Origin of the sequence: Gilvimarinus xylanilyticus (genome assembly GCF_024195295.1) — a bacterium.
Classification (GTDB): domain Bacteria; phylum Pseudomonadota; class Gammaproteobacteria; order Pseudomonadales; family Cellvibrionaceae; genus Gilvimarinus; species Gilvimarinus xylanilyticus.
Genome location: NZ_JAMFTH010000001.1, coordinates 1,934,078 through 1,960,617 on the forward strand (window position 1 = coordinate 1,934,078; position 26,540 = coordinate 1,960,617).

20 protein-coding genes are annotated in these 26,540 nt (G+C 53.7%); 11 read left to right on the plus strand and 9 right to left on the minus strand.

The window, feature by feature from the left end; genetic code table 11:
• Nucleotides 1–89 precede the first annotated feature (89 nt).
• The 4 genes from M6D89_RS08430 to M6D89_RS08445 all read left to right on the plus strand — a co-directional run bounded on the left by M6D89_RS08430 (nt 90) and on the right by M6D89_RS08445 (nt 2,773).
• Nucleotides 90–1,313 (plus strand): RNA polymerase sigma factor, encoded by a 1,224-nt coding sequence (locus M6D89_RS08430; protein WP_253967570.1) that lies wholly within the window; start codon nt 90–92, stop codon nt 1,311–1,313.
• A gap of 82 nt (nt 1,314–1,395) precedes the next feature.
• The gene (locus M6D89_RS08435; RefSeq protein WP_253967571.1) at nt 1,396–1,743 is read left to right on the plus strand and encodes a YciI family protein; all 348 of its coding nucleotides are present in this window, start codon (nt 1,396–1,398) and stop codon (nt 1,741–1,743) included.
• A gap of 196 nt (nt 1,744–1,939) precedes the next feature.
• Complete coding sequence (locus M6D89_RS08440) at nt 1,940–2,347, plus strand: VOC family protein (RefSeq protein WP_253967572.1); 408 nt, start codon at nt 1,940–1,942, stop codon at nt 2,345–2,347.
• A 12-nt stretch (nt 2,348–2,359) separates the two neighbouring features.
• Complete coding sequence (locus M6D89_RS08445; RefSeq protein ID WP_253967573.1) at nt 2,360–2,773, plus strand: VOC family protein; 414 nt, start codon at nt 2,360–2,362, stop codon at nt 2,771–2,773.
• Between the two features lie 2 nt (nt 2,774–2,775).
• Here the strand turns inward: M6D89_RS08445 and M6D89_RS08450 are convergent, their stop codons facing one another.
• Both M6D89_RS08450 and M6D89_RS08455 read right to left on the minus strand, forming a co-directional pair.
• Nucleotides 2,776–3,282 (minus strand): cupin domain-containing protein, encoded by a 507-nt coding sequence (locus tag M6D89_RS08450; protein WP_253967574.1) that lies wholly within the window; start codon nt 3,280–3,282, stop codon nt 2,776–2,778.
• Entirely contained in the window at nt 3,266–4,291 is a 1,026-nt protein-coding gene (locus M6D89_RS08455; protein WP_253967575.1) for a helix-turn-helix transcriptional regulator, read from the minus strand. Before M6D89_RS08455 ends, M6D89_RS08450 begins: the two co-directional genes overlap by 17 nt.
• 112 nt (nt 4,292–4,403) lie before the next feature.
• Between M6D89_RS08455 and M6D89_RS08460 the strand changes: the two genes are divergently transcribed.
• The 5 genes from M6D89_RS08460 (at nt 4,404) to M6D89_RS08480 (ending at nt 14,951) form a co-directional block, all read left to right on the plus strand.
• Complete coding sequence (locus M6D89_RS08460; protein WP_253967576.1) at nt 4,404–4,910, plus strand: hypothetical protein; 507 nt, start codon at nt 4,404–4,406, stop codon at nt 4,908–4,910.
• Between the two features lie 19 nt (nt 4,911–4,929).
• On the plus strand, nt 4,930–5,856 hold the full coding sequence (locus tag M6D89_RS08465; protein ID WP_253967577.1) for an ABC transporter ATP-binding protein: 927 nt from the start codon (nt 4,930–4,932) through the stop codon (nt 5,854–5,856).
• A complete protein-coding gene (locus tag M6D89_RS08470; protein WP_253967578.1) occupies nt 5,853–6,614 on the plus strand; it encodes an ABC transporter permease in 762 nt (253 codons plus the stop codon). Before M6D89_RS08465 ends, M6D89_RS08470 begins: the two co-directional genes overlap by 4 nt.
• A 307-nt stretch (nt 6,615–6,921) precedes the next feature.
• Nucleotides 6,922–10,485 (plus strand): pullulanase-type alpha-1,6-glucosidase, encoded by a 3,564-nt coding sequence (gene pulA, locus M6D89_RS08475; protein WP_253967579.1) that lies wholly within the window; start codon nt 6,922–6,924, stop codon nt 10,483–10,485.
• A 125-nt stretch (nt 10,486–10,610) separates the two neighbouring features.
• Nucleotides 10,611–14,951 (plus strand): PAS domain S-box protein, encoded by a 4,341-nt coding sequence (locus M6D89_RS08480; RefSeq protein WP_253967580.1) that lies wholly within the window; start codon nt 10,611–10,613, stop codon nt 14,949–14,951.
• 50 nt (nt 14,952–15,001) lie between these two features.
• On the opposite strand, the gene M6D89_RS08485 is transcribed toward M6D89_RS08480, so the two are convergent.
• From M6D89_RS08485 to M6D89_RS08500, 4 genes are all read right to left on the minus strand, one after another.
• Nucleotides 15,002–18,124: an efflux RND transporter permease subunit gene (locus M6D89_RS08485; RefSeq protein ID WP_253967581.1), complete on the minus strand. Its 3,123-nt coding sequence runs from the start codon at nt 18,122–18,124 to the stop codon at nt 15,002–15,004.
• Nucleotides 18,125–18,127: 3 nt separating this feature from the next.
• Nucleotides 18,128–19,243 carry an efflux RND transporter periplasmic adaptor subunit gene (locus tag M6D89_RS08490; RefSeq protein WP_253967582.1) on the minus strand — a complete coding sequence of 372 codons (1,116 nt, stop codon included), beginning with the start codon at nt 19,241–19,243 and terminating at the stop codon, nt 18,128–18,130.
• Between the two features lie 195 nt (nt 19,244–19,438).
• The gene (locus M6D89_RS08495; protein WP_253967583.1) at nt 19,439–20,044 is read right to left on the minus strand and encodes a TetR/AcrR family transcriptional regulator; all 606 of its coding nucleotides are present in this window, start codon (nt 20,042–20,044) and stop codon (nt 19,439–19,441) included.
• Nucleotides 20,045–20,186: 142 nt separating this feature from the next.
• Nucleotides 20,187–20,762 carry a YSC84-related protein gene (locus M6D89_RS08500; protein ID WP_418930345.1) on the minus strand — a complete coding sequence of 192 codons (576 nt, stop codon included), beginning with the start codon at nt 20,760–20,762 and terminating at the stop codon, nt 20,187–20,189.
• Between the two features lie 116 nt (nt 20,763–20,878).
• On the opposite strand from M6D89_RS08500, the gene M6D89_RS08505 reads away from it, so the two are divergent.
• Nucleotides 20,879–21,835 carry a 2Fe-2S iron-sulfur cluster-binding protein gene (locus M6D89_RS08505; protein ID WP_253967584.1) on the plus strand — a complete coding sequence of 319 codons (957 nt, stop codon included), beginning with the start codon at nt 20,879–20,881 and terminating at the stop codon, nt 21,833–21,835.
• 243 nt (nt 21,836–22,078) lie between these two features.
• The gene (locus M6D89_RS08510; protein WP_253967585.1) at nt 22,079–23,095 is read left to right on the plus strand and encodes a LacI family DNA-binding transcriptional regulator; all 1,017 of its coding nucleotides are present in this window, start codon (nt 22,079–22,081) and stop codon (nt 23,093–23,095) included.
• Nucleotides 23,096–23,184: 89 nt separating this feature from the next.
• Here M6D89_RS08510 and M6D89_RS08515 read toward each other — a convergent pair whose 3' ends face one another.
• The 3 genes from M6D89_RS08515 to M6D89_RS08525 all read right to left on the minus strand — a co-directional run bounded on the left by M6D89_RS08515 (nt 23,185) and on the right by M6D89_RS08525 (nt 26,498).
• The gene (locus tag M6D89_RS08515; protein ID WP_253967586.1) at nt 23,185–24,261 is read right to left on the minus strand and encodes an acyltransferase family protein; all 1,077 of its coding nucleotides are present in this window, start codon (nt 24,259–24,261) and stop codon (nt 23,185–23,187) included.
• A 73-nt stretch (nt 24,262–24,334) separates the two neighbouring features.
• On the minus strand, nt 24,335–25,246 hold the full coding sequence (gene nagK, locus M6D89_RS08520) for an N-acetylglucosamine kinase (protein ID WP_253967587.1): 912 nt from the start codon (nt 25,244–25,246) through the stop codon (nt 24,335–24,337).
• 430 nt (nt 25,247–25,676) lie between these two features.
• Nucleotides 25,677–26,498, minus strand: coding sequence for a GTP-binding protein (locus M6D89_RS08525; RefSeq protein ID WP_253967588.1), 822 nt, complete (start codon nt 26,496–26,498; stop codon nt 25,677–25,679).
• Between the last annotated feature and the right edge of the window lie 42 nt (nt 26,499–26,540).

The following is a 26,540-nucleotide window of genomic DNA, read 5'->3' on the forward strand; positions in this document are numbered from 1 at the left end:
TTGTAGACTGCGAAGCAGCGCAATTGTTACACGCCGTTATTGGTTATACGATACTGGCCGTTAAATCGATGCATTCGGGACCTGCGAATATGTGTACGGAAACCACCATAGCGCACATTTACCAACAACACTCCAGGCAGGTGCTGGCAACCTTAATTCGGCTGTTAAACGACTTTGATTTAGCCGAGGAGGCGCTGCACGACGCCTTCGCCAGCGCCCTTAAACAATGGCCAGCAGAGGGCATGCCCGAGAACCCCACCGCCTGGCTGGTTTCAACGGGACGCTTTAAAGCCATCGACAAGCTGCGCAAATTCAACCGCGAAGCGGCCTTGCCACCAGAAATCATCGAGCTTGAGGCGCAAGAGGGAAACACCGATGAGCCACACCTGGCGGATGATCGTCTGCGATTGATATTTACCTGCTGCCATCCGAGCCTTAGTCCCGAGGCGGCTACCGCTCTGACCTTGCGCGAAATATGCGATTTGTCCACCGAAGAGATAGCCCGCGCCTACCTGACCAAACCCGCCACCATTGCCCAGCGCATTGTGCGCGCCAAACGCAAAATTCAAACAGCGGGGATCCCCTACGAAGTACCGGGCAAACAGGCGTTACCCGAGCGTTTGCCCCGGGTGCTGCAAGTGGTTTATCTGATTTTTAACGAAGGCTATCACACCAGCGGCGGCGCTGAGTTGCTCTGTCAGCAGCTGGCAGAAGAGGCGATTCGCCTGGGGCGCCTGATCGCTGAGCTATTGCCCGAGCCAGAAGTGCTGGGCCTTTTAGCCCTGATGCTACTGCAACACAGCCGCCGCGATGCCCGCTGCGATGCCCAGGGAGATATTGTGTTGCTGCAAGATCAAAATCGCCAGCTGTGGCATCAAAACCTTATCGCCGAAGCGCTCACCTTGGTGCCCCGTACTCTGGTTGGCCGAGCCACCGGCCCCTATGCGCTGCAAGCTGCGATAGCAGCGCTGCATGCCCAGGCTAGCAGCACCGAAGCAACCGACTGGCAGGAAATTCACGGTCTGTACCACGTTCTCTACTCACGCAACCCCACCCCAGTGGTTGCCCTAAACCTTGCGGTGGCACAAGCCATGGCCGGAGAGACAGAGCAAGCCCTGACGACGATGACCCAACTGGCCGAGAATCAGCTAACCGACTACTGTCCTGCCCACGCCGCCCGCGCTGAGTTATTGCTGCGCTTAGGTCATATCCGTGAGGCAGCCGCCAGCTATCGCCGGGCTCTGCAACTCTCTACCCAAACACCAGAGCGGCGCCATCTACAAAAGCGTTTGCAAGAGTGCGAAGAAAAATAAAGCTCTCGTGTCGATCAGACCACAGGTAAAACGACTAGAGTCTGTAAAAGCGTCATAACCCGATAAGCTGAAGGACCCAATCATGAAATACCTCTGCCTGGTATACAGCGACGAGCAAGACCTGCACAGCCTGCCCGATAGCCCCGAAGATCGCGAATGCGCCGCCTACGCCCAGTCTTTAGTCGGCAGCGGGCACTTGCTCGCCGGCGAGGCGCTGCAAAGTGTCAATAACGCCACCACTGTGCGTGTGCGCGGTGGTGAAGTGCATATAACCGACGGCCCCTTTGCCGAAACCAAAGAGCAACTGGCGGGCTTTTATATGATTGACGCCAAGGATTTAAACGAAGCGCTGCGTATCGCCCAGGGCATTCCTCCCGCCCGGGTGGGCAGTATAGAAGTGCGACCCGTGCGCCAACTGCAAGTTGATTAACGGCCTTTAAGCGACAAATAAAAGCCTGGCTCGGGTCGAATGAGCATTCGCTCAACCGACTATTAACCAGGTAATTGAGATTGCTCGCGCTCGCCTTCGGCGAGGTCAGCGCATCCTGCGCCGCTGTTAACCCGACAATCATAATTGCCGGATGAATAGTTGAGGCTTTCCACACATTTAAACGGAGGTAAGCGCAATGCCCGATAAAATTTTTGTTAACTTCCCGGTCAAAAGCCTGCCCACCAGCATCGAGTTTTTTCGCGGCCTGGGCTTTGATTTCGACCCGCAGTTTACCGACGACAACGCCACCTGCATGATTGTCAGTGACAATATTTATGTGATGCTACTGACCGACAGCTACTTTAAAACCTTCACCCCTAAACAGCTGTGCAATACCCGCGACCAGATAGAAACACTGGTGGCGCTTTCCTGCGCGAGCCGTGAGGAAGTGGATCATTTAGTGGAGCGAGGCATTGCGCTGGGTGGGCGAGAGCCGCGCGCAGCCATGGATCACGGCTTTATGTTCCAGCGCACCCTGGAGGATTTAGACGGCCACACCTGGGAGCTGTTTTATATGGACCCTGAACATCTGCAAAAACAATAGGAGCCTGCCATTATGCAAAGCCTAACCCCCTATGTTTTTTACAACGGCGACTGTCGCGCGGCGTTTGAGTTTTATCGCGATATTCTGCAAACCCCCATCGACGCCATAATGACCTATGGCGAAGCCCCGGGCGGATCGCCTGTCGCCGATGACTACAAAAATAAAATTATGCACGCCAGTATGAAGATAGGCGCCTCGACGCTTATGGCCTCGGATGCGCCGCCGGGCAACTATCAAAAACCCCAGGGTGTATCCATCTGCCTGCAAACCGATACCGCCGCCGAGGCCGAAACGCTCTATGGGGCATTAAGTGCGGGCGGCGAGATTCAAATGCCCATAGAAAAAACGTTTTGGGCGGAGCGCTTTGGCGCTTTTACCGATAAGTTTGGTATTAAATGGATGATCAACTGCGACCCGGTTGAGTAAGCTCAGTCCCAGTACGGCAAATTTTGCTCGCGCTTGCCGACGTGTAAAAACACTTCCGGTTTACCGTCGGCGCCCGAGTATTGCGCCATAACACCAAACTTACCGCTGTCGGGGTATTCGGCTAACTCGGGGGTTAAGCGGGTACTTACCGCTAAAAAGCGCAGCGATGATTTGCCAGTATTTATGATTTGATGGGCCGTTTCTGGCCCGCCGGCGGGGCAGGCGATTATATCGCCGGTTTTTATGGGGTGGCGCTCCGCGCCCAAGCGAACAACGCCTTCGCCTTCGAGGATAAAAAACATTTCCTCATTCACTCTGTGGCAGTGATAGGGAAATGCGCTTTTACCGGATTCAACCTCGGTGAGGTTATAGCCGAGCTGTTTGGCTCCCAGCTGAGGCCCAAGGTGGGCCATAGTCGCTCCATAGCGGTTACAGGTCTCGCCTTCGGGAGCCATTCCCGGCGGCATAGCACGAGTGGTGATATCAGCAATGTTAATAATGTTTGGCATATTCTGGTTCCTTCGCGATATGCGAGTCGATGGCTGTGGAAGCGTTTAAAGTTGATCCGCCTAGGCTATCGACAATGGCACGCGCCTTATCCCGCACTAAGGTGATTAACTCAGGCGGGCTTTCCAGCTGCGCGCCGGGCAAAAAACCCATCACCCGGCTGGCGGCCATAGACAGATCGGCGCTTTTAAAGGTGACGGTCACGGCGCCGTCGGCGTGTTCCATCAGCGAATCCCAGCAGCAGGGGTGGTCTTTGGCCACCAGCGCCTGGGCGGGGGGAAATGACAAGACCACATCGAAGGACTCGGCATCCAGGGCATTCGGGTTGAAATGCTCATCGGCATCAAAATCGGCGGGCCTTACGAAGGTCTCGGCTAAGGTTTTTACCGCTTCGATTCGATCTACCCGGAATGACCGCAGCGCGCCGCGCAAGTGGCAAAAAGCCAGGCAATACTGTTGCCCCCAGCTGTACACCAGCGCGTAGGGATTAATCGTGCGCCGCTCCGTGCTGAGCTGACCGCGTCCGCGATAGGCGATTTGTATACGGTTTTGTTCGTGCACTGCCCTGTACACCGTTTGCAGCGTATCGTCGTCAACGCTGGGGTTAATCCGCGGCATACCCCGGGTTAGCAGACTTTCCTTGGCCCAGTTGATATCCGCCAACTGGGCCTCGGGCAAAACATTGGCAATTTTGGTCAGGGCACTCTGGGCCGACGGGCGAAACAGCTTACCCCAGGCGCGGGCGACCATTTCGGCGCCCAGGCAAACCGCCACTGCCTCGTCGGCCGAGAACATAAGCGGCGGCATTCGATAGCCCCGCACCAGCGAATACCCCCCGTGGGTGCCACGCTCGGCGTACACGGGCACGCCCATCTCCTCCAGCATGCCAATATAGCGCTGGATGGTGCGGACCGACACCTCAAGCTCTTCGGCGAGCTTAGAGGCGGGCAAATTAGGCTGGCGCTGCAGCGCCATAATCAAGTGGATTAAACGGGTCGCGGTGTTGGCCATGAAAAATCCCTAAATAAGTTTTTTAACCTTACCCAGTATATACGTCAGATTATGACGTATATCGGATTTAACTTAGGGCGGAAGGATTACCTTGAACCAAAGGATGTAAAATATGCCAGCTCAGCCACAGATACCGAACCTAAGAGACGTTGAAGCACAGACCATGCGGGCCGAGTTGTTTGCCCTGGCTTTGCAACTGGGAGATCCCAGCGCATCGTCGGCCAGGCTAAACGCCACGTTTATCTGGCTACACGAGCGGTTGTTAAAACACCTACACACCCTCAACGACAAGCTGGAAACGGCGCTGCGCGATTATGACCCAGTGCTGGCCAACCGACTGGAGGACGGCGCTTTGCGCCTAACGGCACTGTTGCAAAAACTAACGCCACGGTTTGCCGAGCTACAGGCCGGCGAAGGTGCAGACCTAAGGCAGGAGCGCTATAGTCTGCATCTCGACTGGAATCTGCTGCTGGCGGAGTACTTGGTGCACCTGGACCTACAGGCGCGTGTGTCCCACTTACTCCAGCCCGGTACCGAGTACTGCCTCTCAAGCTTGGCACTGCCCGACCCACTGGCCCACTGCCGTGAGCGAGTGCGCCAGTATCAGGCCTGCCGGTAACCCTACTTAAGGAGAAACTGTGAACCCCATTATCGAGATACGCGGTATCCAAAAAACCTATGCGTCCGGGTTTCAAGCCCTGCAACCGATTGACTTAAGTATCGAGCGCGGAGAGATCTTCGCCCTCTTGGGCCCCAACGGCGCGGGCAAGACGACCCTGATCAGCATTATCTGCGGCATTGTTAATGCCTCGGGCGGTCAGATCACAGCTGACGGCCTGGACATCCAGCGCGATTACCGCCAAGCGCGCCAACGCATCGGCCTGGTGCCACAAGAGTTGGCGGTGAATATTTTCGAAACCGTCTGGAACACCGTCAAATTCAGCCGTGGTCTGTTTGGTTGCGCGCCCGACGATGACTACCTGGAACAACTGCTCCGTCAGCTGTCTCTGTGGGATAAAAAAGACAACCCCATTATGGCGTTATCCGGCGGCATGAAACGCCGAGTGCTGATTGCCAAGGCTCTCGCCCACGAGCCGCGCATTTTATTTTTGGATGAACCCACCGCCGGGGTCGACGTAGAACTGCGCCGGGATATGTGGGCCATGATCCGTCGTCTGCGCGAAGACGGCGTGACCATTATTCTGACCACCCATTACATTGAAGAGGCCGAGGACATGGCCGACCGCATAGGCGTCATTAATAAAGGCCAATTAATGCTGGTTAAAGAAAAACACGCGCTCATGCGCGACCTGGGCCGCAAGAGTTTGACCGTGCATTTAAATGCCCCGCTTGCTCAACTGCCGCAAGCACTAGACCCAGCAGAAGTGGAGTTGAGCGCAGACGGCACCGAACTCACGTACCAATACAATACCGCCCGCGAAAACACGGGCGTGGCCCCCTTGCTACAACAACTGGCCGAGGCGGGCATCGGTTACTCCGACCTGTCGACCAAACAGAGTTCGCTGGAAGAAATTTTCGTCTCGCTGGTGGAGGAAAAAGCGTGAATACATATGGAGTTAAAGCTATTTACTTGTTTGAGCTGGCGCGTACCTGGCGCACCTTAATGCAATCCATCGCCTCGCCGGTATTGTCTACCTCGCTGTATTTTATTGTGTTTGGCTCGGCCATCGGCTCACAGATTGTGTCCATTGACGGTATCAGTTACGGCGCTTTTATTATTCCGGGCTTGGTCATGCTGACCATTCTGACCGAGAGCACATCTAATGCCTCGTTCGGCATTTATATGCCGAAATTCAGCGGCACCATTTACGAAATTTTATCGGCGCCGGTATCCGCGTTTGAAATTGTGGCGGGTTATGTGGGCGCGGCCGCCACCAAGTCCATTATTCTGGGGCTGATCATTTTGCTCACGGCGCGGTTATTTGTGGATTATTCGATTGCTTACCCGTTGCTGATGCTGCTGTTTCTGGTGCTTACCTGTGTCACCTTTGCGCTGTTGGGCTTTTTAATCGGTTTGTGGGCCAATAGTTTTGAGCAGCTGCAAATTATCCCCATGATGGTCATTGCCCCGCTCACCTTTTTGGGCGGCACCTTTTACTCCATCAGCATGCTGCCGGAGTTTTGGCAAAAGGTCACCCTGTTAAACCCGGTGGTTTACTTGGTCAGCGGCTTTCGCTGGAGCTTTTACGGCAGCGCCGATGTTCACATTGGTGTCAGCCTGGCGATGATCACCCTGTTTATCGCCATCTGCAGCGGCCTGATTGCCTGGGTTTTTCACACCGGGTACAAGTTAAAAAGCTAAGGTCTTCCGCTTATTTTTTCGAATAGGAAAAGTATAAAAAATGCAGTTTGGTGGCGACCTGTAAACACGATAAAGATCAGAACACGCGGTAAATACCTCCCTGTAGCTCTGCTCCAGCGTCCATGCTGGAGAAGGTTCTGATCTTTACCGCGCTTACAGGCCTTCGCGTGTACATTTGGCTTAAAGCCCGAAACTTTTTATCCTGCATACGTATTCATAAAAATGAATACGTATGCAAATTTCTGCCTGGGATTTCCTGGCGTAATCTCTCCCACTCCAATAACCATAAAATACGGAGAGTTTATCCATGCGCTCTATTACGCTTGGCGTTTTTATCAGCGCCGCTATGCTCAGTGCCTGTGGTGGCAGTGACAGCGACGACCACTCGGTCTCATCCAGCAGTATCGAATCTTCAAGTTCCTCCAGTGTATCTTCCTCCAGCGTGTCCAGTTCTTCCAGCTCGGTGCCGAGCATGGAGTTGCCGGTCGCGCTCAACGATACCCAGGCCATCGTGTTTTATTCCCGCGAGGATGGAAACTACGACAACTGGGGCTTGCACTTGTGGAATAACGCCGCCTGCGACGCACTGGCGGAATCAGCGGTAGAAGGTGTCACCTGGGACACCCCCATGGCCCCCACAGGTATCGATGACACCTACGGCGCTTACTATGTTTTGGACCTGGCGCAAGCGGCGAGCGATGGCGGCTGCGTAAACTTTATTGTGCATCAAGGTGACAATAAAGCATTGGGCGAAAGCGACTTAACACTCGATTTAGAACGCGGCAATATTGCCCTTACCCAGCACGGTTTAGCCAGCATTGAATACCCGCAAGACGACAGTGGCGAAGCGCCTTTGCCCTTTACCTTAACCGACACCCAGGCCGCTATTTTTTACACCCGCGCCGATGGCGAATACGACGGCTGGGGCCTGCACTTGTGGAACGGCGGCGACTGTAACGCCCTGGCGGACAACAGCGTTAACGGCATCACCTGGGATAACCCCATGCCCGCCAGCGGCGTCGATGTCGAGCGCGGCGCGTACTTTATATTGGATTTAAACAACCCCGGCGGTTGCATCAACTTTATTTTGCACAAGGGCGACGAAAAAGCGCTAGGCGACGCCGATTTGGCGATGGATTTAACCCAAGGCAATATCGCCTACACCGAGCACGGCTCCAGCGCTATTGTTTACCAAGGCGAAGAAGGCCCTGCGCAAATTACTCTTTCAGGTTACGCCGCCCACTGGGTAGACGCCGACACCCTGGTCTGGGATGCCCCCGCTAATGCCAGCCGCATTATGTTGCACGCCGACAGCGCGGGCGACATTAACGTAAGCAATAATGAACTCAATGGCGGTACAGGCATTGAATTAACCGCGGGCGAACTCAGCCCCGCCAGCGCGGAAAAGTTTCCTCATATTTCCAGCTGGCAAGCATTTAAAATTCCGGTTAACGACATCAACACCCAGGATTGGCTGGCCGGTGAACTGGTAGCCAGCGCCTACGACAGCGACGGCAATTTACTCAAAGCCACCAGCGTACAAACACCGGGGGCGCTGGATGCCTACTTTATCACCGACGCCAAACTGGGCAGTTGGATTGAAGGCGGTAATACGCACTTTGCCGTTTGGGCACCCACCGCGCACAACATGACACTGGAGATTTTTGCCACGGTAAGCGATGATCCCAGCGCAACCCACACTATGGTCAAAACCGATGGAGGCGTGTGGGAAACGACGGTAGAAGGCGACCTGCACGGTCAGTATTACCGCTACCGGTTCGATGTCTACCACTACTTAACCGATGCGGTAGAAAACCTGACCACCACCGACCCTTACGCCCTTAACCTGTCCAGCAACAGCACTCTGGCGCAGGTGGTGGATTTAGACCGCGCCGACACCCAGCCCAGCGGTTGGAGCAATCACAGCGTGCCGCCACTGGCCGCGCCTGAAGACTCAGTGATTTACGAGGTGCACATTCGCGACTTCTCGGCGCTCGATACCAGCACCCCCGAAGCCCATCGCGGTAAATACCTCGCCTTTAGCGCTGCCGACAGCGCGCCGGTTAATCACTTGCGCGATTTACAGCAAGCGGGGCTGAACACCATTCACCTGCTACCCACCTTTGATATCGCCACCGTCAATGAAGACGAAAGTATGCGGGTGGACATCACCGATACCGTGGGCGACTTATGTGCGCTGAATACCAACGCGGCTATCTGCGGTTCCGCCGACAACAGTGCAACCATAGAGTCGGTGCTAGCGGGCTTTGACCCCACCGGCGCCGAGGCGCAAGCGCTGATGAATGATCTGCGCGGGCTGGACTCGTTTAACTGGGGCTACGACCCCTACCACTACACCGCCCCCGAAGGCAGCTACGCCACGGCAAGTGAAGGTTTTGCACGCATCGTAGAGTTTCGTCAGATGGTGCAATCGCTGCACGAGATGGGCCTGCGCGTGGTCATGGACGTGGTCTACAACCACACCAACGCCTCAGGCTTGGGTGAAAAATCCGTGTTGGATAAGTTAGTGCCCGGCTACTATCACCGCCGCAACGAATTATCCGGCGCGGTAGAAATGTCATCGTGCTGCGACAACACCGCCAGCGAACACGAGATGATGGAAAAGCTGATGGTGGACTCGCTGGTGGTCTGGGCCGATGCCTACAAAATTGACGGCTTCCGCTTTGATTTAATGGGCCACCATATGCGCGAGGATATTCTCGCCGCCCGCGATGCCGTGCAAGCAGTGGATGCCGACAGCTACTTTTACGGCGAGGGCTGGAACTTCGGCGAAGTAGCCAACAGACGCCGGGGTGTTAACGCCATTCAGAACAATATGGCGGGTACTGGCGTAGGCAGCTTTAACGACCGCATTCGCGATGCAGTACGCGGCGGCGGTCCCTTCGACGGCGGCGATGACATTCGCCGCAACCAGGGCTATGGCACCGGGCTGTTCCACTACCCCAACAACTTAAATTCGGGCGCCGAGAGCGAGCGAAATGCATTAACGGATTTAACCGACCGTTTGCGGGTAAACCTGGCAGGCAGCCTAAAAAGCTACCCACTGGTGGATCGCAACGGCAACCCAACCACCGGCGGCGAGGTGCCCTACTTTGACCTGAAAGCCGGCTACACCGAAGACCCGCAGGAGAGCATTAACTATATCTCCAAGCACGACAACCAAACCCTGTGGGATAACCTGCAATACAAAGCGCCCAGCGCGTTAACCGCGGCCGAGCGTGTGCGTATGCAGAACTTCTCGCTCAGCGTGCCTATGCTGGCTCAGGGCATTCCGTTTATCCATATGGGGGTTGACCTGCTGCGCTCTAAATCCATGCAGCGCGACAGCTACGATTCCGGCGACTGGTTTAACCGCGTGGATTTTACCGGCCAAAGCAACAACTGGAACGTGGGCCTGCCCCGCGAGGACAAAGACGGCAGCAACTGGCCCCTAATTGGTGAGATTATCGCGGATGAACAGGCCGCGCCCTCGGCGGAGCATATCGACACCGCGCGCCAACTGTTTCAAGAGTGGCTCGCCATTCGCGCCAGCTCGCCACTGTTTCGGTTGCGTAACGCCAGCGAAGTTGAGCAAGTGCTTGCATTTCACAACACTGGCAGCGATCAGCTACCGGGAGTCATTGTTATGGCCCTCACGGACGAGCTGGAACGCGACCCTAACTACGATGCAATAGTCGTGGTATTCAACCCGAGCTCGCAGCCGGTGAGCATTGCCAATCCTTTAACGGGTGATTTCACCTTGCACCCGGTCCAGCGTAACTCTGTAGACGCCGTTACCAGCGGCGCATCAGTTATAGGATCAGAGCTTTCAGTACCCGCCTTGACCACCGCCGTATTTACTAACCCCTAGTAGTTACTCGCAGCGCTGGGCTGAACCTTCATTGAGTTCAGCCCAGTTGGTGTGATTCCATTTTATTAGACATTCACACTTTTACGCTATAATTGCTAAAACTCATAAGCACTTAGCGCGTACTCATGCGAGATTCCTCTATTCCCACAGGTACCACCAGTCGGCGGTTGTCCATCTCCCGCACCTACTATCTCATCATCTCCCTAGTTGTAGGCGTTACGGCCCTCGCAAGCGGCTACTATATAGATCGGCTTAATTATGAAAACCATCTGCATCAAGTCAGGGCTCAAACCCAAGACGATTTGGCACTGCTAAGGGCCAGGCTCGAAGGCAATATCAGCGCGAGCGTACAAACGGTGCAAGGGTTAGTCGCCGCCATCCAGGTTAACCCAGAGATGTCGCAAGACGTCTTCAGCCACTACGCGGAGCATCTATTTGGCAGTAACAGCTTACTCAGAAATATTGGTGGCGCTCCCGGTTTAACCCTCTCGCTTATTTACCCCTACGAAGACAACAAAGCAGCGCTGGGACTGCGTTATTTAGACCACCCTCAGCAAAAGCTAGCCGTACAAAAAGCCATAGCCTCCGGAAAAATGATCATTGACGGCCCGTTAGAGCTGTTACAAGGCGGCCAAGGTCTCATCGGCCGCATTCCCGTTTACGATGACAAGGACCAGTTCTGGGGCATCGTCTCGGCGGTTATTGATCTTAACGCACTCTATCGCCACAGCAATTTAGACCAACAACAGGGGATAGACATTAGCATCCGGCGGGAGGAATCAACTGCCGCTTTTTGGGGGTCCGACACCATTGCCCAAAATGATCCGGTTACGGCCTATGTGGATTTACCCGGAGATCGCTGGCATTTGGCGGCGATTCCCACTGGCGGTTGGCCAGAGCAAGCCCCCAACAGTACCGCCTTGCGCCTCGCTATATTCTTAGTGGCCTGCTTAATTCTTGCACCGCTCTTGTGGGTTATTTATTTGCATGAACTGCGCCGCGGCGCCGAACAGCGATTACACACCTTATTCAACTTCTCGCCACTCGCATTATCGCTGCACGACTATCAAAGCGGCGAGCTCTTAGACGCCAATCCAGCGTTACTCCAATACTGTGGATACACTCACGACGATTTGCGGCAATTGACCGTGTACGATCTAATCACCGAGTCTGACGCCGACAAACTACAACAATTGCGCACTCGTTTACGTGACAAAGGAAAGTTCGGCCCCGCCCAACTTCAATATCGACGCAGTGATGGTCAAGTATTAACGGTACAGTTAAGTAGCGTGCTGGTAACAGATCAACAAGGAAACCAACTGGTCTGGAGCATTGCCGAAGATATTAGCGAGCAACTGGAGCAAGCGCGAAAACTTGAAGAGCAGCGCCGACAACTGGAACTTGTGATCGACAGTACCGAAGTGGGCATTTGGGACTGGGATATTCCCAGCGGCAAAGTAGCCTTTAACGAGCGCTGGGCCAACATTATTGGCTATAAGCTTAAAGAGCTAGAGCCGATTAGCATTCAAACCTGGCATAAAAATGTCCATCCGGACGATTTGTTAACGTCAACAAAAAACTTAAAGCTCCACTGGAATGGGCACAAAAGAAAATATACCTGTGAATGTCGTATGCGTCATAAAGATGGTCATTGGGTATGGGTAAATGATACTGGCGAAGTGGTCGAGTGGAGTGACGACGGAAGCCCCAAACGCATGGTTGGAACACACTTGGACATCACAGAACACAAAGAAGCACTTCACGCCATCGAGTTGTCACAACGGGAGCTAAACCAATACTTTGAAAACGCCAACTCGTTTCTTTGCATCGCAAACACTGAGGGCATGTTCGAACGAGTAAACCGGCACTTTACCAAAGCACTCGGCTACTCTGAAAAAGAGTTTCTACTCACTCCCATTGTTGATTTTTTACATCCAGACGATATCCAACCCACCACCGATGCGTTACAGAATCTGATCAGCGGAAAGGTTATTAATTCATTTAAAAATCGTTACCGTCACCGCAACGGACATTACATTTCACTGCTGTGGAGCTCAAACGCGGACTCAGAAACTGGCAAGCTATACGCGTCCGCGATTGACATTACCGAGCAGGAAAAATACGCCAAAAAAATCGAGCGACAAAGCGAAATGCTTGGAGCCATGAGCGAGCTGGGCAAGATTGGTGCCTGGGAAGTCGACTTAATAAAAGGAACCGTTTACTGGTCTGAGATGACCAAAAAAATCCACGAGGTCCCTGAAGAGTATCAACCAAACATGGAGACAAGCATAGAATTTTACAAGGCCGGGGAAAATCGAGAACGAATTAAACAACTGGTTGAAGTCGCTATTCAACAAGGCACACAGTTTCAGGACGAATTAATTCTTGTCACTGCCAACAACCGGGAAAAATGGATTTCCACCACGGGAAAGGCAGTAATAGAAAATGGCCAATGTGTGCGTATGTTTGGCTCGTTTCAGGACATACACGAACGAAAGCTAGCCGAGTTCGCCTTACAAAGCGCCAAAGTAGAAGCAGAATCTGCAGCGCGTTCCAAAAGCGAATTCCTGGCAATGATGAGCCACGAAATACGCACTCCGATGAACGGGGTTCTGGGAATGCTCAATCTCTTGCGAAACTCTAACTTGGATGAGCCCGACCTGCACAAAATACATATCGCAACTACCAGTGCAGAATCATTGCTGTCTATTATCAATGACATACTGGACTTCTCGAAAGTTGAAGCGGGAAAGCTAGAGCTAGAACAAACGGATTTTGAACTGAATCAGTTTCTTGATGGTTTCTGCCACACCATGGCCATGAGAGCGCAAAATAAAGGTTTAGAGCTGGTAATCGACAAAGCAGATTTAACCCACACAAGTGCTAAAGGAGATTGTGGGCGTTTACAACAAATACTGACCAACTTAGTTGGCAATGCCATTAAGTTCACACATCAAGGCAGCATTTACATACAGTGCCAAAGCTACATGAATAATGGCCACTTGCACTTTTCAACGCGAATCCATGACACCGGCATAGGCATTCCGGAAGATAAAATTCAACAACTTTTTGACCCTTTCTCTCAGCTTGATGCGTCCACTACCAGACGATTCGGCGGCTCTGGCCTAGGTCTGGCAATTTGCCGTCAGTTAACGCACTTAATGCATGGCGATATCACTGCTCGAAGTGTCGAAGGAAAGGGTTCTACCTTTGAGTTTACCGTGCGCCTTGGGCTTGCGTCGAAAGCGTTATTCCGCGCACCCGATTTATCCGTTAGCCCGCCGAAGGTATTGATTCATACCCCAAGCGCCCTGCTCGCCGATAGCCTCAAACGACAATTTCAAACTTGGGGGGTATCGGTATGTTTAAGCAACGACAGTGAAGACCTTCCACAAGTCCCCGAAGGAGGATTTGATCTCGGCCTGATAGACAGCAAATGCTCAGACAGGGTTTTAGCCCAGCTAATTGAGTGGCGAGAGAAAAAGTCCATATCACTCCTCACCTCGATGATTGGCCTTAGCGAGGCCTTCAAAAGACACCACTTTGACCGCTACTTGTACAAACCTGTCAGCACCGCAAGCCTGATGCAGCTGGTCGGTGACATATGCCCACACCGAGGTTTTCTAGATGCGGAGCCCCTGACAAAAGACCCACAAAACAGCAAACCTGCAGATGATTGGCCAGAAAACACACGCATCCTGTTGGTGGAAGACAACTCTATCAATCAGCAGGTGGCAAAGCTCATGCTGGAAGAGCTTAATTTGAGCGCCGACTGTGCCGGCAATGGCCAGGAGGCCTTAGTGGCCCTGCGCCAATCGCCCGCTCAACACCCCTACACGCTAATCCTCATGGACTGCCAGATGCCGGAAATGGACGGTTTTGAAGCCACCGAAGCCATCCGCAGGGGCGATGCCGGTGAACGCTATCGCAGTACACCAATCGTTGCTCTGACCGCCAATGCCATGCAGGGGGATCGGGAGCTGTGCCTGCAAAAAGGTATGAACGACTACCTGAGCAAACCCATTCAGGCGCAATCACTTAACTCGACATTGCAGCACTGGTTGCAACACCAAAGCCAGCAGCAATCGCCCCCCACCTTACCCGAAAAAAACGCCGGAGTTGCCATTTGGGATCAGGGTGATGCGCTAAAAAGTGTATTTAATAAGAAGGATTTTTTACAGAATTTGCTCAGCCAGTTCATTCACACAGCACCTGATAAACTCCGCACTTTTGAGGGAGCATTGAATGAAGACGACACTGATGCGATTAATCGACTGGCTCACAGCTTAAAAGGCAGCGCCGGTCAGCTTAAGGCCCATCGTTTACAGGATATATGCCAGCGGATCGAATTCGCTGCACAAGAGCAAGATGTAAAGCTCATTAACTCCTTGAAATCTGAGTTCACCTCGACCTTAGAAAGAACACTGGATGCCTTTCAAGAGTTTATTGAACCCGATCCAGAATAAAAAAGGCGGCCGATTGGCCGCCTTTTTATCCTAAAATATTCACGACATTGTTATGACTCACGCTTTTTGCTGGGTGAGATCCATTCGCCCAACTTCACCACGACGACATAAAATAACGGCACGAAAAAGATCGCTAAAAAGGTTGCCGAAATAATCCCGCCGAGAACCGCGGTACCAATGGCGTTCTGTGCCCCGGAACCGGCACCGGTGCTAATTGCCAGTGGCGTAACACCCAAGCCAAACGCCAGCGAGGTCATAATGATGGGACGCAAACGCATCCGCACCGCTTCCATCGTTGCCTTAATCAGATCCATACCGTCTTCGTACAAATCTTTGGCAAACTCCACAATCAAAATTGCGTTTTTCGCCGACAAGCCTACGGTGGTTAGCAGCCCCACCTGGAAGTAAACGTCGTTAGACAAGCCGCGACCCATGGCAAACAACAGCGCACCGAGAACACCCAACGGCACTACCAGCATCACCGAGAAAGGCACTGACCAACTCTCGTACAACGCGGCCAGACACAGGAACACCACCAGAATCGATAAAGCGTAAAGCAGTGGCGCCTGATCGCCAGATTCGCGCTCTTGCAATGACATACCGGTCCACTCAAAACCAAAGCCCGGAGGTAATTGCGCCATCAGCCCTTCCATCACCTCCATTGCCCGACCCGAGCTAACACCGGGAGCACCCTGGCCCTGAATATTCACCGAAGATACGCCGTTATAACGCTCTAAGCGCGGCGAACCGTACACCCAACGCCCGGTAGAAAAAGCCGAGAAAGGCACCATGTCGCCTTCGTTGTTGCGCACATACCAGTTGCTGACATCCTCGGGCATCATCCGAAACGGCGCATCGCCCTGCACGTAAACACGCTTGATACGACCATTGTCGATAAAGTCATTCACATAGGATGCCGCCCAGGCTGTGGAGAACACACTGTTAATCTGGTTGATTGACACACCCAGAGCCGAGGCCTTTTCAAAGTCGATATCCAGCTTAAATTGCGGGGTATCCTCCTGACCATTGGGGCGCACGCCCACCAACTCTTGCTCCTGACTGGCCATACCCAGCAGTTGGTTGCGCGCGTTCATTAAGGCTTCGTGGCCCTGCCCGCCCAAATCTTTCAGCTGCAGGTTAAAACCCGTCGAGGTCCCCAACTGAGTGATTGCCGGCGGCGCAAACGCAAACACCATGGCCTCTTTAATGGTCGAGAAATATCCCATGGCGCGACCGGCCAGTGATTGCACATCCTGACCATCGTCGGTGCGCTCATCCCAATCGCGCAGCTTCACAAAGGCAATACCATTGTTCTGACCGCGGCCACTAAAGCTAAACCCGATAACCGAGAACACCGACTCCACTACTGCCTCTTCCTGGTGCAAGTAGTAATCTTCAACCCGGTTCATCACATCAATCGAGCGTTCTTTGGTCGCGTTTACCGGCAGAGTCATTTGGGTAAACATAATGCCCTGATCTTCGTCGGGCAGGAACGAGCCCGGCAGACGCCCGAACAATAGCCCCAGGACTACCACAATGGCCAGATACACCACCATAAAACGGCTTTTACGCCCCAGAATACCTTTTACACTGTTCTGGTAACCGGTGGAGGAGCGATCAAAAAAGCGGTTAAACCACCCAAAGAAGCCTTTTTTGTCGTAGTGCCCGTCGCTGGTGGGTTTAAGCATGACGGCACACAGCGCAGGTGTCAGCGTCAGAGCCACCACCACCGACAGCACCATGGCCGAGACAATGGTAATGGAGAACTGACGGTAAATAACCCCGGTGGAGCCGCCAAAGAAGGCCATGGGGACAAACACCGCCGACAGCACCAAGGCGATACCAATCAGTGCGCCGGTAATCTGATCCATGGATTTTCGCGTGGCCTCACGCGGGGGTAATTTATCCTCGTGCATCACCCGCTCGACGTTTTCCACCACCACAATGGCATCGTCCACCAACAGCCCGATGGCCAGCACCATAGCGAACATGGTCAAGGTGTTAATGCTAAAGCCAAAGGCCTCCAAAATCGCAAAGGTCCCCAGCAGCACCACGGGAATAGCAATGGTGGGAATCAAAGTGGCGCGGAAGTTCTGCAAGAACAGATACATCACCAAGAATACCAGCACCACCGCTTCAATCAGGGTGTGTACCACCCCTTCAATGGACAGCTTTACAAAAGGCGTGGTGTCATAGGGGTAAACCACCTCAACCGAATCGGGAAAGAATGGTTCGAGCTCGGCAATACGCTCGCGTACACCCTCGGCCGTTTGCAGCGCATTGGCGCCCGAGGCCAGAGTAACCGCCAGCCCCGTAGCCGATTGGCCGTTGTACTCGGTTTCAAACTGGTAGTTTTCGCCCCCCAGTTCTACCCGGGCCACATCGCCCATCCGCACCTGCGAGCCGTCTTCGTTTACCCGCAATAAAATATTGCGAAACTGCTCGGGTGTTTCCAGACGCGACTGCACCACAATGCTGGCGTTTACGTCTTGCCCCGGTAGCGCTGGCGCCCCGCCCAGCTCACCGGCGGCAATCTGCACATTTTGCGCGCGAATAGCGGTGACCACATCCTCGGTGGTCAGTTTGTAGGTAGCCAATTTGTCGGCGTTCAGCCAAATACGCATGGCGTACTGAGAACCAAAAATGGTGATGTCACCTACCCCGCCCACACGGCTTAAGGGCTCACGAACGTTGGCCGCCACATAGTCGGCCAAATCGTACTTATCCAGACTGTTGTCATTAGAAACAAAGCCCAATACTAACAGGAAGCCAGCCGAAGACTTATTAACGCGGATGCCCTGCTGCTGCACTTCCTGCGGCAACAAAGTCATAGCGCCTTGCAGCTTATTCTGCACTTGCACCTGGGCAATATCTGGATCGGTACCGGCATCAAAGGTAATGGTAATTTGACCCACGCCCGATGAATCGCTGGTGGATGACATATATTGAACGTTATCAATACCCGTCATATTCTGCTCGATGATCTGCACCACCGAGTCCTCTACCACCTTGGCCGAAGCGCCCGGGTAAGTAGTGCGAATCTCCACCGATGGCGGCGCCACCTCGGGGTACTGCGAGATAGGCAGAGTGTTGATCGCCAACAACCCCGCGAGCATAATAATAATCGAGATCACCCAGGCGAATACCGGGCGATCGATAAAGAACTTCGCCATGATTTACTCCCCTTGTGCGCTGCCCGCTTCGACAGTGGTTACCGGCGCACCCGGACGAATTTTCTGCAAGCCGGCGACAATCACTTTGTCACCCGCACTCAAACCACTCTCTACCAACCAATCGCTGCCTACCGAGCGGCTCGCCTCTATCGGGCGCGGCTCAACCACACCCTCGGCATTAACGGTCATAACGCTGGCATTGCCTTCGCGATCACGTCGCACGGCGCGCTGAGGTACCAACACCGCGTTACTACGCTCACCCTCGGCCAAGTGAGCCCGCACAAACATACCGGGCATCAACATACTGTCGGGGTTGGGGAAGAGTGCGCGCACCACCACCGTGCCCGTGCTTTCATTTACGCTGACATCGGAAAACTGCATTTCGCCCTGATGGGGATACTCGGTGCCATCTTCCATCACCAGTTGAACCTTGGGGGTTTCGTCGCGAGAAATAACGCCGTTTTGCACATCGCGGCGAATTTGCAAAATTCGGCCCGCCGACTGAGACACATCCACATAAATCGGGTCGAGCTGGTTAATGGTGGTCAACACCGCCGCCTGCTGCGCCGACACCAGTGCGCCCTCGGTAACACTGGAAATACCAATGCGACCGCTGATCGGCGCATTCACCTCGGTGTAGCGCAAATCAATTTCAGCGGTGCGCAGGGCCGCCTCGGCCACGGCCAAATCGGCCTGTGCCGATTCGTAGCTGAACAGTGCGTCGTCGTAATCCTGCTGACTCACCGCTTTTTCGGAGAGCAAGTTTTCGTAACGCTTTTGGCGCGCTTCAGTAGTAGACAAGTTAGCTTTAGCGCGGGTTACCTGCGCCTTGGCGTTGGCGACAGCCGCTTCATAGCGTGCGGCATCAATCTGATACAACTGCTGCCCTGCCTCTACATAGGCACCCTCGGTAAACAAACGCTTTTCAATAATCCCGGTTACCTGGGGACGAACCTCCGCTTTACGATAGGCGACGGCGCGCCCAGGCAGCTCTGCGCTTAGGTCAACCGCTTGTTCTTTAAGCGTGACCACGGTCACTTCCTGCGGCGGCGCTGATCCGGCACCACCCGCGCCGGCGGGGGCGTCTGACGATTTTCCGCAAGCACTGAGTAAAGCCATAGACAAGGCCAAGGCAATCACAGACCGGCTTGCCCGCGTCGCCTCCGTTCCGAATAAATGTGACAACATTTGCTGCTCCTTTGTGGCGGGACCTGACACGCCCGCAAATAAAACCATTAAAATCTGAAGCCAGAGTGAACAATCGTTCATTATCAGGCAAATTGAGGTGGGCTGGTAAGCCCGTTTAACAAAACTTTAGTGATGCTGCCTAATCGCGTCCCACCCGGCATCAATTACCGCTGCCAGCTCGCTAGGCCCCACACTGACAATACCCAGGTGATGGCCCCGCGCCAACGCACACAGGGGGTCAATACACAGCGCCGATAACAACTCATCCGCCAGGGGTTTGAGTATCCCGCGCTCGCGGCCTACTTGGTAAAAATCACACAGCGGCTGAAATACCGCCAAGACTTGATCGCGACGCTGAGATAGAGGCTGTTGTTCGCCCTCGCGGTGAGGGAACAGCAAATCCGGAGGCATGGTGTCAAACTGGGCTTTACTCAGCATAATTTCGGGACAGCCTCGGTGAAATTCCCACAAATTTTCCATCATCCGGCGGTACTGGTCGTACAAGGGTAGCGAGGGGTCGTAATTAACAAAAAGGCGCCGCGCCACCTCGGCGATAATATCCTGATGAAGCTGCCGAATGAGGTCATTCTTATCTTCAAAATAGAGATAAACCGTGCCCGCCGCGACGCCGGCCTTTTCTGCCAACTGCTTGATCGAAAAACCATGCAAACCTCGCTCGGCCAAGAGGCACAAGGTCGCGTGAAGAATAGCGCGGCGTTTACATTCAGCCATAGTAAGGATAACCCGGGACAAAAATGAACAATCATTCATTCTAACGCTCAAAGCGGCCCAGGTAAAGGATAAGCGTGCGGTCAATTAGGGTGAAAAGCAGCGGGAAGAGCGTGCAGCCCCGTTGGGGCTGCCTCGCAGACACTTACAACGGCTTGTACTTGAATTTTTGGCCACTCAGTGCGGCCTCGTACATCAAACCGCCCTTGGCGTGAGTGAACACCGCCATACCATTGCTGTATGCGGCCTTTTGCATACCGGCATCGTCTGAGGTGCCCGATGCGCCCACACCGGCACCAGTCGTACCGGCCGTGGCATTCGCACTGGCCGTAATGGCGACTGCGCTGGCCTGGGCACCAAATTCAAAGTTACCCGACTGAAAGTTTTCCAGATCTTCTTTCGTTTCAAAGAAAATTACTTCGCTGAACGCCTGTCCGCCTAATTGGGCACCAATACTCAGCTGCGTCATACTGGCATTACCCACATGCGTTCCCTGCGAGTACACCCGCCCCTTGCCGTGGGCGCCCCCAATACCGATACCGGCCTTGCCAATCGTTGGGAAGAGCGCGTAGCCATAGGCACTGCTAAAAAAATCATTCACCTGAGCGGATTCTTTAAACGCAGCCATTGCATCGGCGTACTTTTCCTCGTCTTCGGCGTTTACCACCGAAACCGTCAACCCCATTAAAACCGCCACAAACCACGTCATATACTGTTTCATGCTTAAGCCTCCAAATTGCTTCTCATAAAAGTGCACAAACGATTTTGTGCACCACCAATCATTGACGAAACAAAAGTCGTTTACAAGGACACAGTGCATAAAATATCTTAATAATAATGACAAAGGTATTTATTGACGACAAAGCCATTGACTGGCCCACCCAGCAACCCTTACTGGACGTTTTGCGCCAGCAAGGTTATCCGGTGGCCTTTAGCTGTCGCTCGGGGGTGTGCCAATCCTGCCAGGTGCGTATTACCCAAGGCACACCACCGGCGGCGGCGCAAGCGGGGCTGACCGTGGCGCAAAAAGAAAAACAACTGGTATTAAGCTGTTGCTGCTACAGCGAGCAGGATTTGGGCGTTAGTCTTTATGATCCGCGTGAGGAACAAGTCACTGCCGAGGTCCTATCGGTAACGTCCCTGGCAGACGATATTATTGAACTGCGCCTGCGCGCGCCGGTAGCGTTTCACGGCGGCCAATATATGACCCTGTGGCGCGACGCCCAAACCCCACGCAACTACTCCATTGCCAGCGCCGCGGACGATGACCACTTAAGCTTCCATATTCAAGTACGCCCCGACGGCCAGTTTAGCCGTTGGGCGAAACAGCTTAGCCCCACCGACCACTTGTCTATTTACGGCCCCCTGGGGGATTGCCACTACCAACCGGAACACAGTGAGCGCCCTCTGTTACTAGCCGCTTGCGGTACGGGTATCGCTCCACTGTATGCCGTTGCTCGCGAGGCGCTCGCTAAAGGTCACTCGCATAATATTCATATTCTCTACGCCGCCCGTTCGGCCGCGCGTCTGTATTGGCGAAAACCGCTAGAACAGCTCGCCCAAAACCATGCGCAAGTGCGTCTTGACTGCCTTATTTTAGAAGACCCGAGCGAGGGCAAACGTAAACCAGCTAACGTGTACGAGTTTGTTCGCTCAGAGCTGACCGGGCTGCAGAACCACCAAATATTTCTATGCGGCGCACCTTCGTTTGTCCAGAAAATGCGCAAGCAATGTTTTATGGCCGGCGCACGTCCCCGCCAGGTTTGCTTTGACGCGTTCGAGGCGGGCCGCTAAAGCATCTCCGCCACGCACGATTATGCTAAGTACATTTCCGACGGCAATAAGGCTTAAGAGCGGTTGCCCTCAAGCAACTAAAAACGAGCTGACGACCTCTGACTGAGACCGTCGTGGCAGCGCTTTACACTCGCCTATCCCCTGCAAAACCTGTAGAATTGTCAGACGAAACTTGATGCAACGGCAGAGCACTCATGTCGTTTGTTCACCAACCTTACAGGGGCTGCGGGATTGACTGCTGCTATGAAACCTACGATAAAAGACGTTGCCAAACTCGCCGACGTATCTTTTAAAACCGTATCCCGCGTCATCAATAACGAAGGGTCGGTTGGCAAGGAATTGCAAGACCGGGTCTGGAAAGCGGTTAAACAGTTAAATTACCGCCCCAATCTGTCCGCGCGCGGTCTGCGCGGTGCAGCGTCATCCATCGGTTTTATCTACGACAACCCCAACAGCAACTACGTCATCTCGATGCAAAAAGGGATTTTGGATGAATGCCGCGAGCAGGGCTACGAACTGGTTATTCACCCCTGTGACGCCACCAGCCCCAAGCTGGTGCAAGAAGTACTGGAGATGATCGACCGCAGTCGGGTCGGCGGTCTGGTATTGACGCCGCCTATTTCTGAAAATGCCGAGGTCTTGGCGGCTGTTACCGAGCGCAAAGTAAAAATAGTGCGAATCGTCTCTGGCTCAAGCGCCCCGGATAATAAATCCCCCTGCATTTACATCGATGACCGCAATGCCGCCTACGCGATTACCGATCACCTGATCAAACTGGGCCATACCGATATCGCCTTTTTGGGCGGTGACGAAGAACACCAATCGAGCGGTGAACGTAAAGCGGGATACCAAGCCGCTTTGCAAGACAATGGTATAAAGTACAACGCTAAACGCTTTATTCCCGGCAGTTATTCATTTGAATCGGGCGTAGAGCGCACCCGCAAACTACTAACCGGACGGGGCGCCAACCCCACGGCTATTTTCGCCTGTAACGATGAAATTGCCGCTGGGACACTGTTTGCCGCACGCATTGAGGGTATTGATGTGCCCCGCGAGCTGTCCATCGCCGGTTTCGAAAACAGCCCTTTTTCGCGCCAAGCCTGGCCCAACCTCACCACCGCAGCACAGCCCACCAGCACCATTGCGCAAAAAGCGGCCTCGCTATTGGTAAAATCGCTGCGCGCCAGCAAAAAAGTGGAAAGCGAAGGCTTTTACCCCGAGTTAATAGTACGCGAATCGAGCTGCCCACCGCCGAAATAAACATAGCGGGGTACGGGGTACGGGGTACGGGGTACGGGGTACAAAATTAAATTCGTTCCGCTACCCGTCAACCATTCCCCGCTCGCCCATCAAATTGAAATTACAATTTTGCGTCTATCCAACCACCAAGCAATTGCCCACAAAACTGCCACGTGCAGCAACGCAAATACTAGCGAGGCATTGTAAGGGTTTAAAAAACCATTAAAAAATTCAAAAATAGCCTGATACAAAGACACGCCATCGACGCTGAATAAATAATAGGTTTTCACCCAGACAATACTCAGCACATAAATAAACAGCGGGTTCTTCCCCAGCAGGGTAAAGCTTTTTAAGACAGGCACGGCGGGCGGTAACTTTTCCAGCCACACCAACGCCAATAGCGTGAGAATGCCGGCGCCCGAGGTAAGCAAAACAAACGAGCTGGTCCATAAGGACTTATTAATCGGAAATACCTGATGCCAGAGTAGAGCCCCTAGGATAGCCGCCACCCCCAAGCCGAATAACGCAAGCTGCGCGCGCTGTTTGTTATCACTGGCAATAAGAATCCGCGCGGCCTCAAAACCCATTAAAACATTCACGATAGCGGGCAAGGTACTCAACAACCCCTCAGGGTCAAAAGCTACGCTCTTGCCTTGCCATAGGTGTTCAGCACCCAAGAGCGCCAAATCAATCTGCCGAACCAGGTTTCCCGTTAAAGAATAGGGGTCGGCGGCTATGTTGAGCAGCCCCCAGTAACCCACCAGCAAAACAGCACTCACCGCCAAACGCCAGGCACCGGGCAACCACACAAAAAACGCAGCCGCGCAATATGCCAGCGCTATGCGCTGCAACACACCCAATATACGCAACTCATCCAACGCGCCCGTAAAAGGGTAAGCATTAAGCAACAGACCGATTAAAAACATCAGTGCCGTACGCTTGAAAATTTTCACCGCTCTTACGGATTTGGCCACCGCTTGCTGAGAGCGGTTAGAGAAGAACATGGCCGAGCCGACGATAAACAAAAAGAACGGAAAGATATAATCGGTAAAGGTGGCGCCATGCCAATCGGCGTGCAGCAGTGGCGAGTACACGTAAGACCAGGAGCCGGGTGTATTCACTAAAATCATTAAAGCCAAGGTCAGGCCACGCATCGCATCGAGCGCTATGTAACGCTGTTTTGCCATATACGCCTCATTATTGTTGGAATTCGCAGAAAGCCCAGGCGACACCCGGGCCAATAGGAATGGAAAGAAACCGCTAAGGCGCCGCCGCCACTTGCTCAGCGTTAAAACGACTGCGCGCAAAATGGGCTGCACCGAATTCGGGCTGGTTTAGGGGCTCGGACATGCGCGCCGCTAAATCTTGATCCATCCAGTCGACAATACGTGTGGAAACACCGCCCAACATCGCCATGCGCGGCGGGTTCAAGGCCCACAGTTTGCGTGCCACCTGGTTCAGGTATTCCGCGCCCGTGTGGACAATATTCAGCGCAACGGTATCCCCTTGCTCAGCGGCGGCGAATACCAGCGGAGCAAGCTTGGCATAATCACTGGATTTGGCGCCGTTCAAGCGCTCGACAATCATAATACCGCGCGCCTGTAACTGTTCAGCCACCAACTCGGTCATCGCGGTGGCGGGGCCCAACTCATCCGAATCGAGCAGCACGGCCTTTACGCACTCCAATCCCATCCAGGCGCCACTGCCCACATCACCACAAGGAAAACCGTGCGCACCCAGGGTTAGCGACTTACCGTCGACATAGGCAAAACCGCACGATCCGGTGCCCGAAACAATGACTGCGCCATTGTCTTGCTCGTGAGCGGCAATACAGGCGATATGTAAATCGGTCGTTAGGTACTGGGCTTTATAGGGATGCTCCCACTGCTCCACCACCTGAAATAAGCTGGGTAGATTCACTCCCGCAAGACCGAGACCGGCAACCACCCGCGATTTATCTTGCGCCGTGAGGCCCGCATTACGCAGCGCATTATCCGAGGCATTCACAATCGACTCCAGCGCGCGCGCTACCCCGTGGTAGGGATTAGACGGACCACCATTGCCAACGCCTAGCACCTGGTTATCGGCGTTCAGTAATACCGCGCGACATTTGGTGCCACCACCGTCAATCCCCAAATACAAAGTTTCGCCGCTACCAGGCTGATTGCCCATGTTTACCCTCTTTTATTTTGATCGACTCCCGAGAGTCAAACCCCGGCTTAAAACGCCCAGGCTAACCGTCAATTCTAAAACGCTTTAGGCTCTGGAAAAAGGCGGTTGGTGCCGCGTGTGCACCAACCGCAAGGAGAGCCATGATAGATGATACTTACAGTCCCTGCGTATCGCGCGATGCCATCCCTATCATCGCGATTTAGGGTGGGCCTCCAAAATGCCCATAATGAAAGCCCACCACCAAATTCGGCACGATCAACATTGCCTGGACGACACCCGGACAACGTTGTCAATATGAAAAACTTTAGCCACACCAGACAACGTTGTCAAGCGTATAGTGAAATAAAAGTTTCTGATGACGCCACTAGGGGGCGAATTGGCGGGTCAGGTGGGGCAAATACAAGTAAACCCGCCCCACGCTGAATATCGATTACAGGGTAAACGCCTGGACACTGTCACTGTAAAAGGTAGGCACATACACAATATGGGTATCCGGATCATAGCCGATATCGGCGGTATTGACCTGAGGATCGCGAGTATCGCGTAGTTGGGTAATGGCACCGTCTTCAGACACGCGGTAAATTAACCCGGCCCAGCAAGACACTAAATAACCGCCATCAGCCAATGGCTCTACCCCGTCGGCCTTTTCCGCAAAGCCCTGGGCAACCACCTGGGGCTCGCCATCACTCACCTGATAAAGCGTATCGCCAGCACCGATCAAGAGGCTGTCGCCATCAAACGTTAGGCCATTGGCATTGTCGATCTCTTCCAGGTAGAGCTCCATTTGCCCATCGAGCAGCCGGTGCACCTTGCCCGTGCGCGTGTCCGAGACAAATACCTGCCCGGCGTCATTCGCCGCCACATCATTAAGAAACACCGCGCCCTCTACAGGGTAAGAGGCCTTGAGCTCTCCTTTTTGCAGGTCTATAGCCCGCAACTGGGTAATATCCGCCACATACAGAGTATTTTCCACCACAGCCATGCCCTTGGGGGCATCCAAACCGCGAACAAAATTCTGATCCACAATCTCGCCATCTAAGCTCAACAAAGCGATACCGCCCTGGCCATCAGCCTCGGTAGAATCACCTTCAATTTCTGAAACCAGCAGCTGCTTTCCCTGGGGACTGTGCCACAAGAGCACGGACTCTGGAGTACGAAGGCCTTCGGTCTCCCACGCGGGCGCACCCAGCTGATCACCCGCCACTGCCGACAATGGCAGTAAACTTATTGCCAAGGGTAAAAGTTGACGCATAGCACTCTCCTTTTCGTTGTTTAGCGTTCAATTGTAACCAAT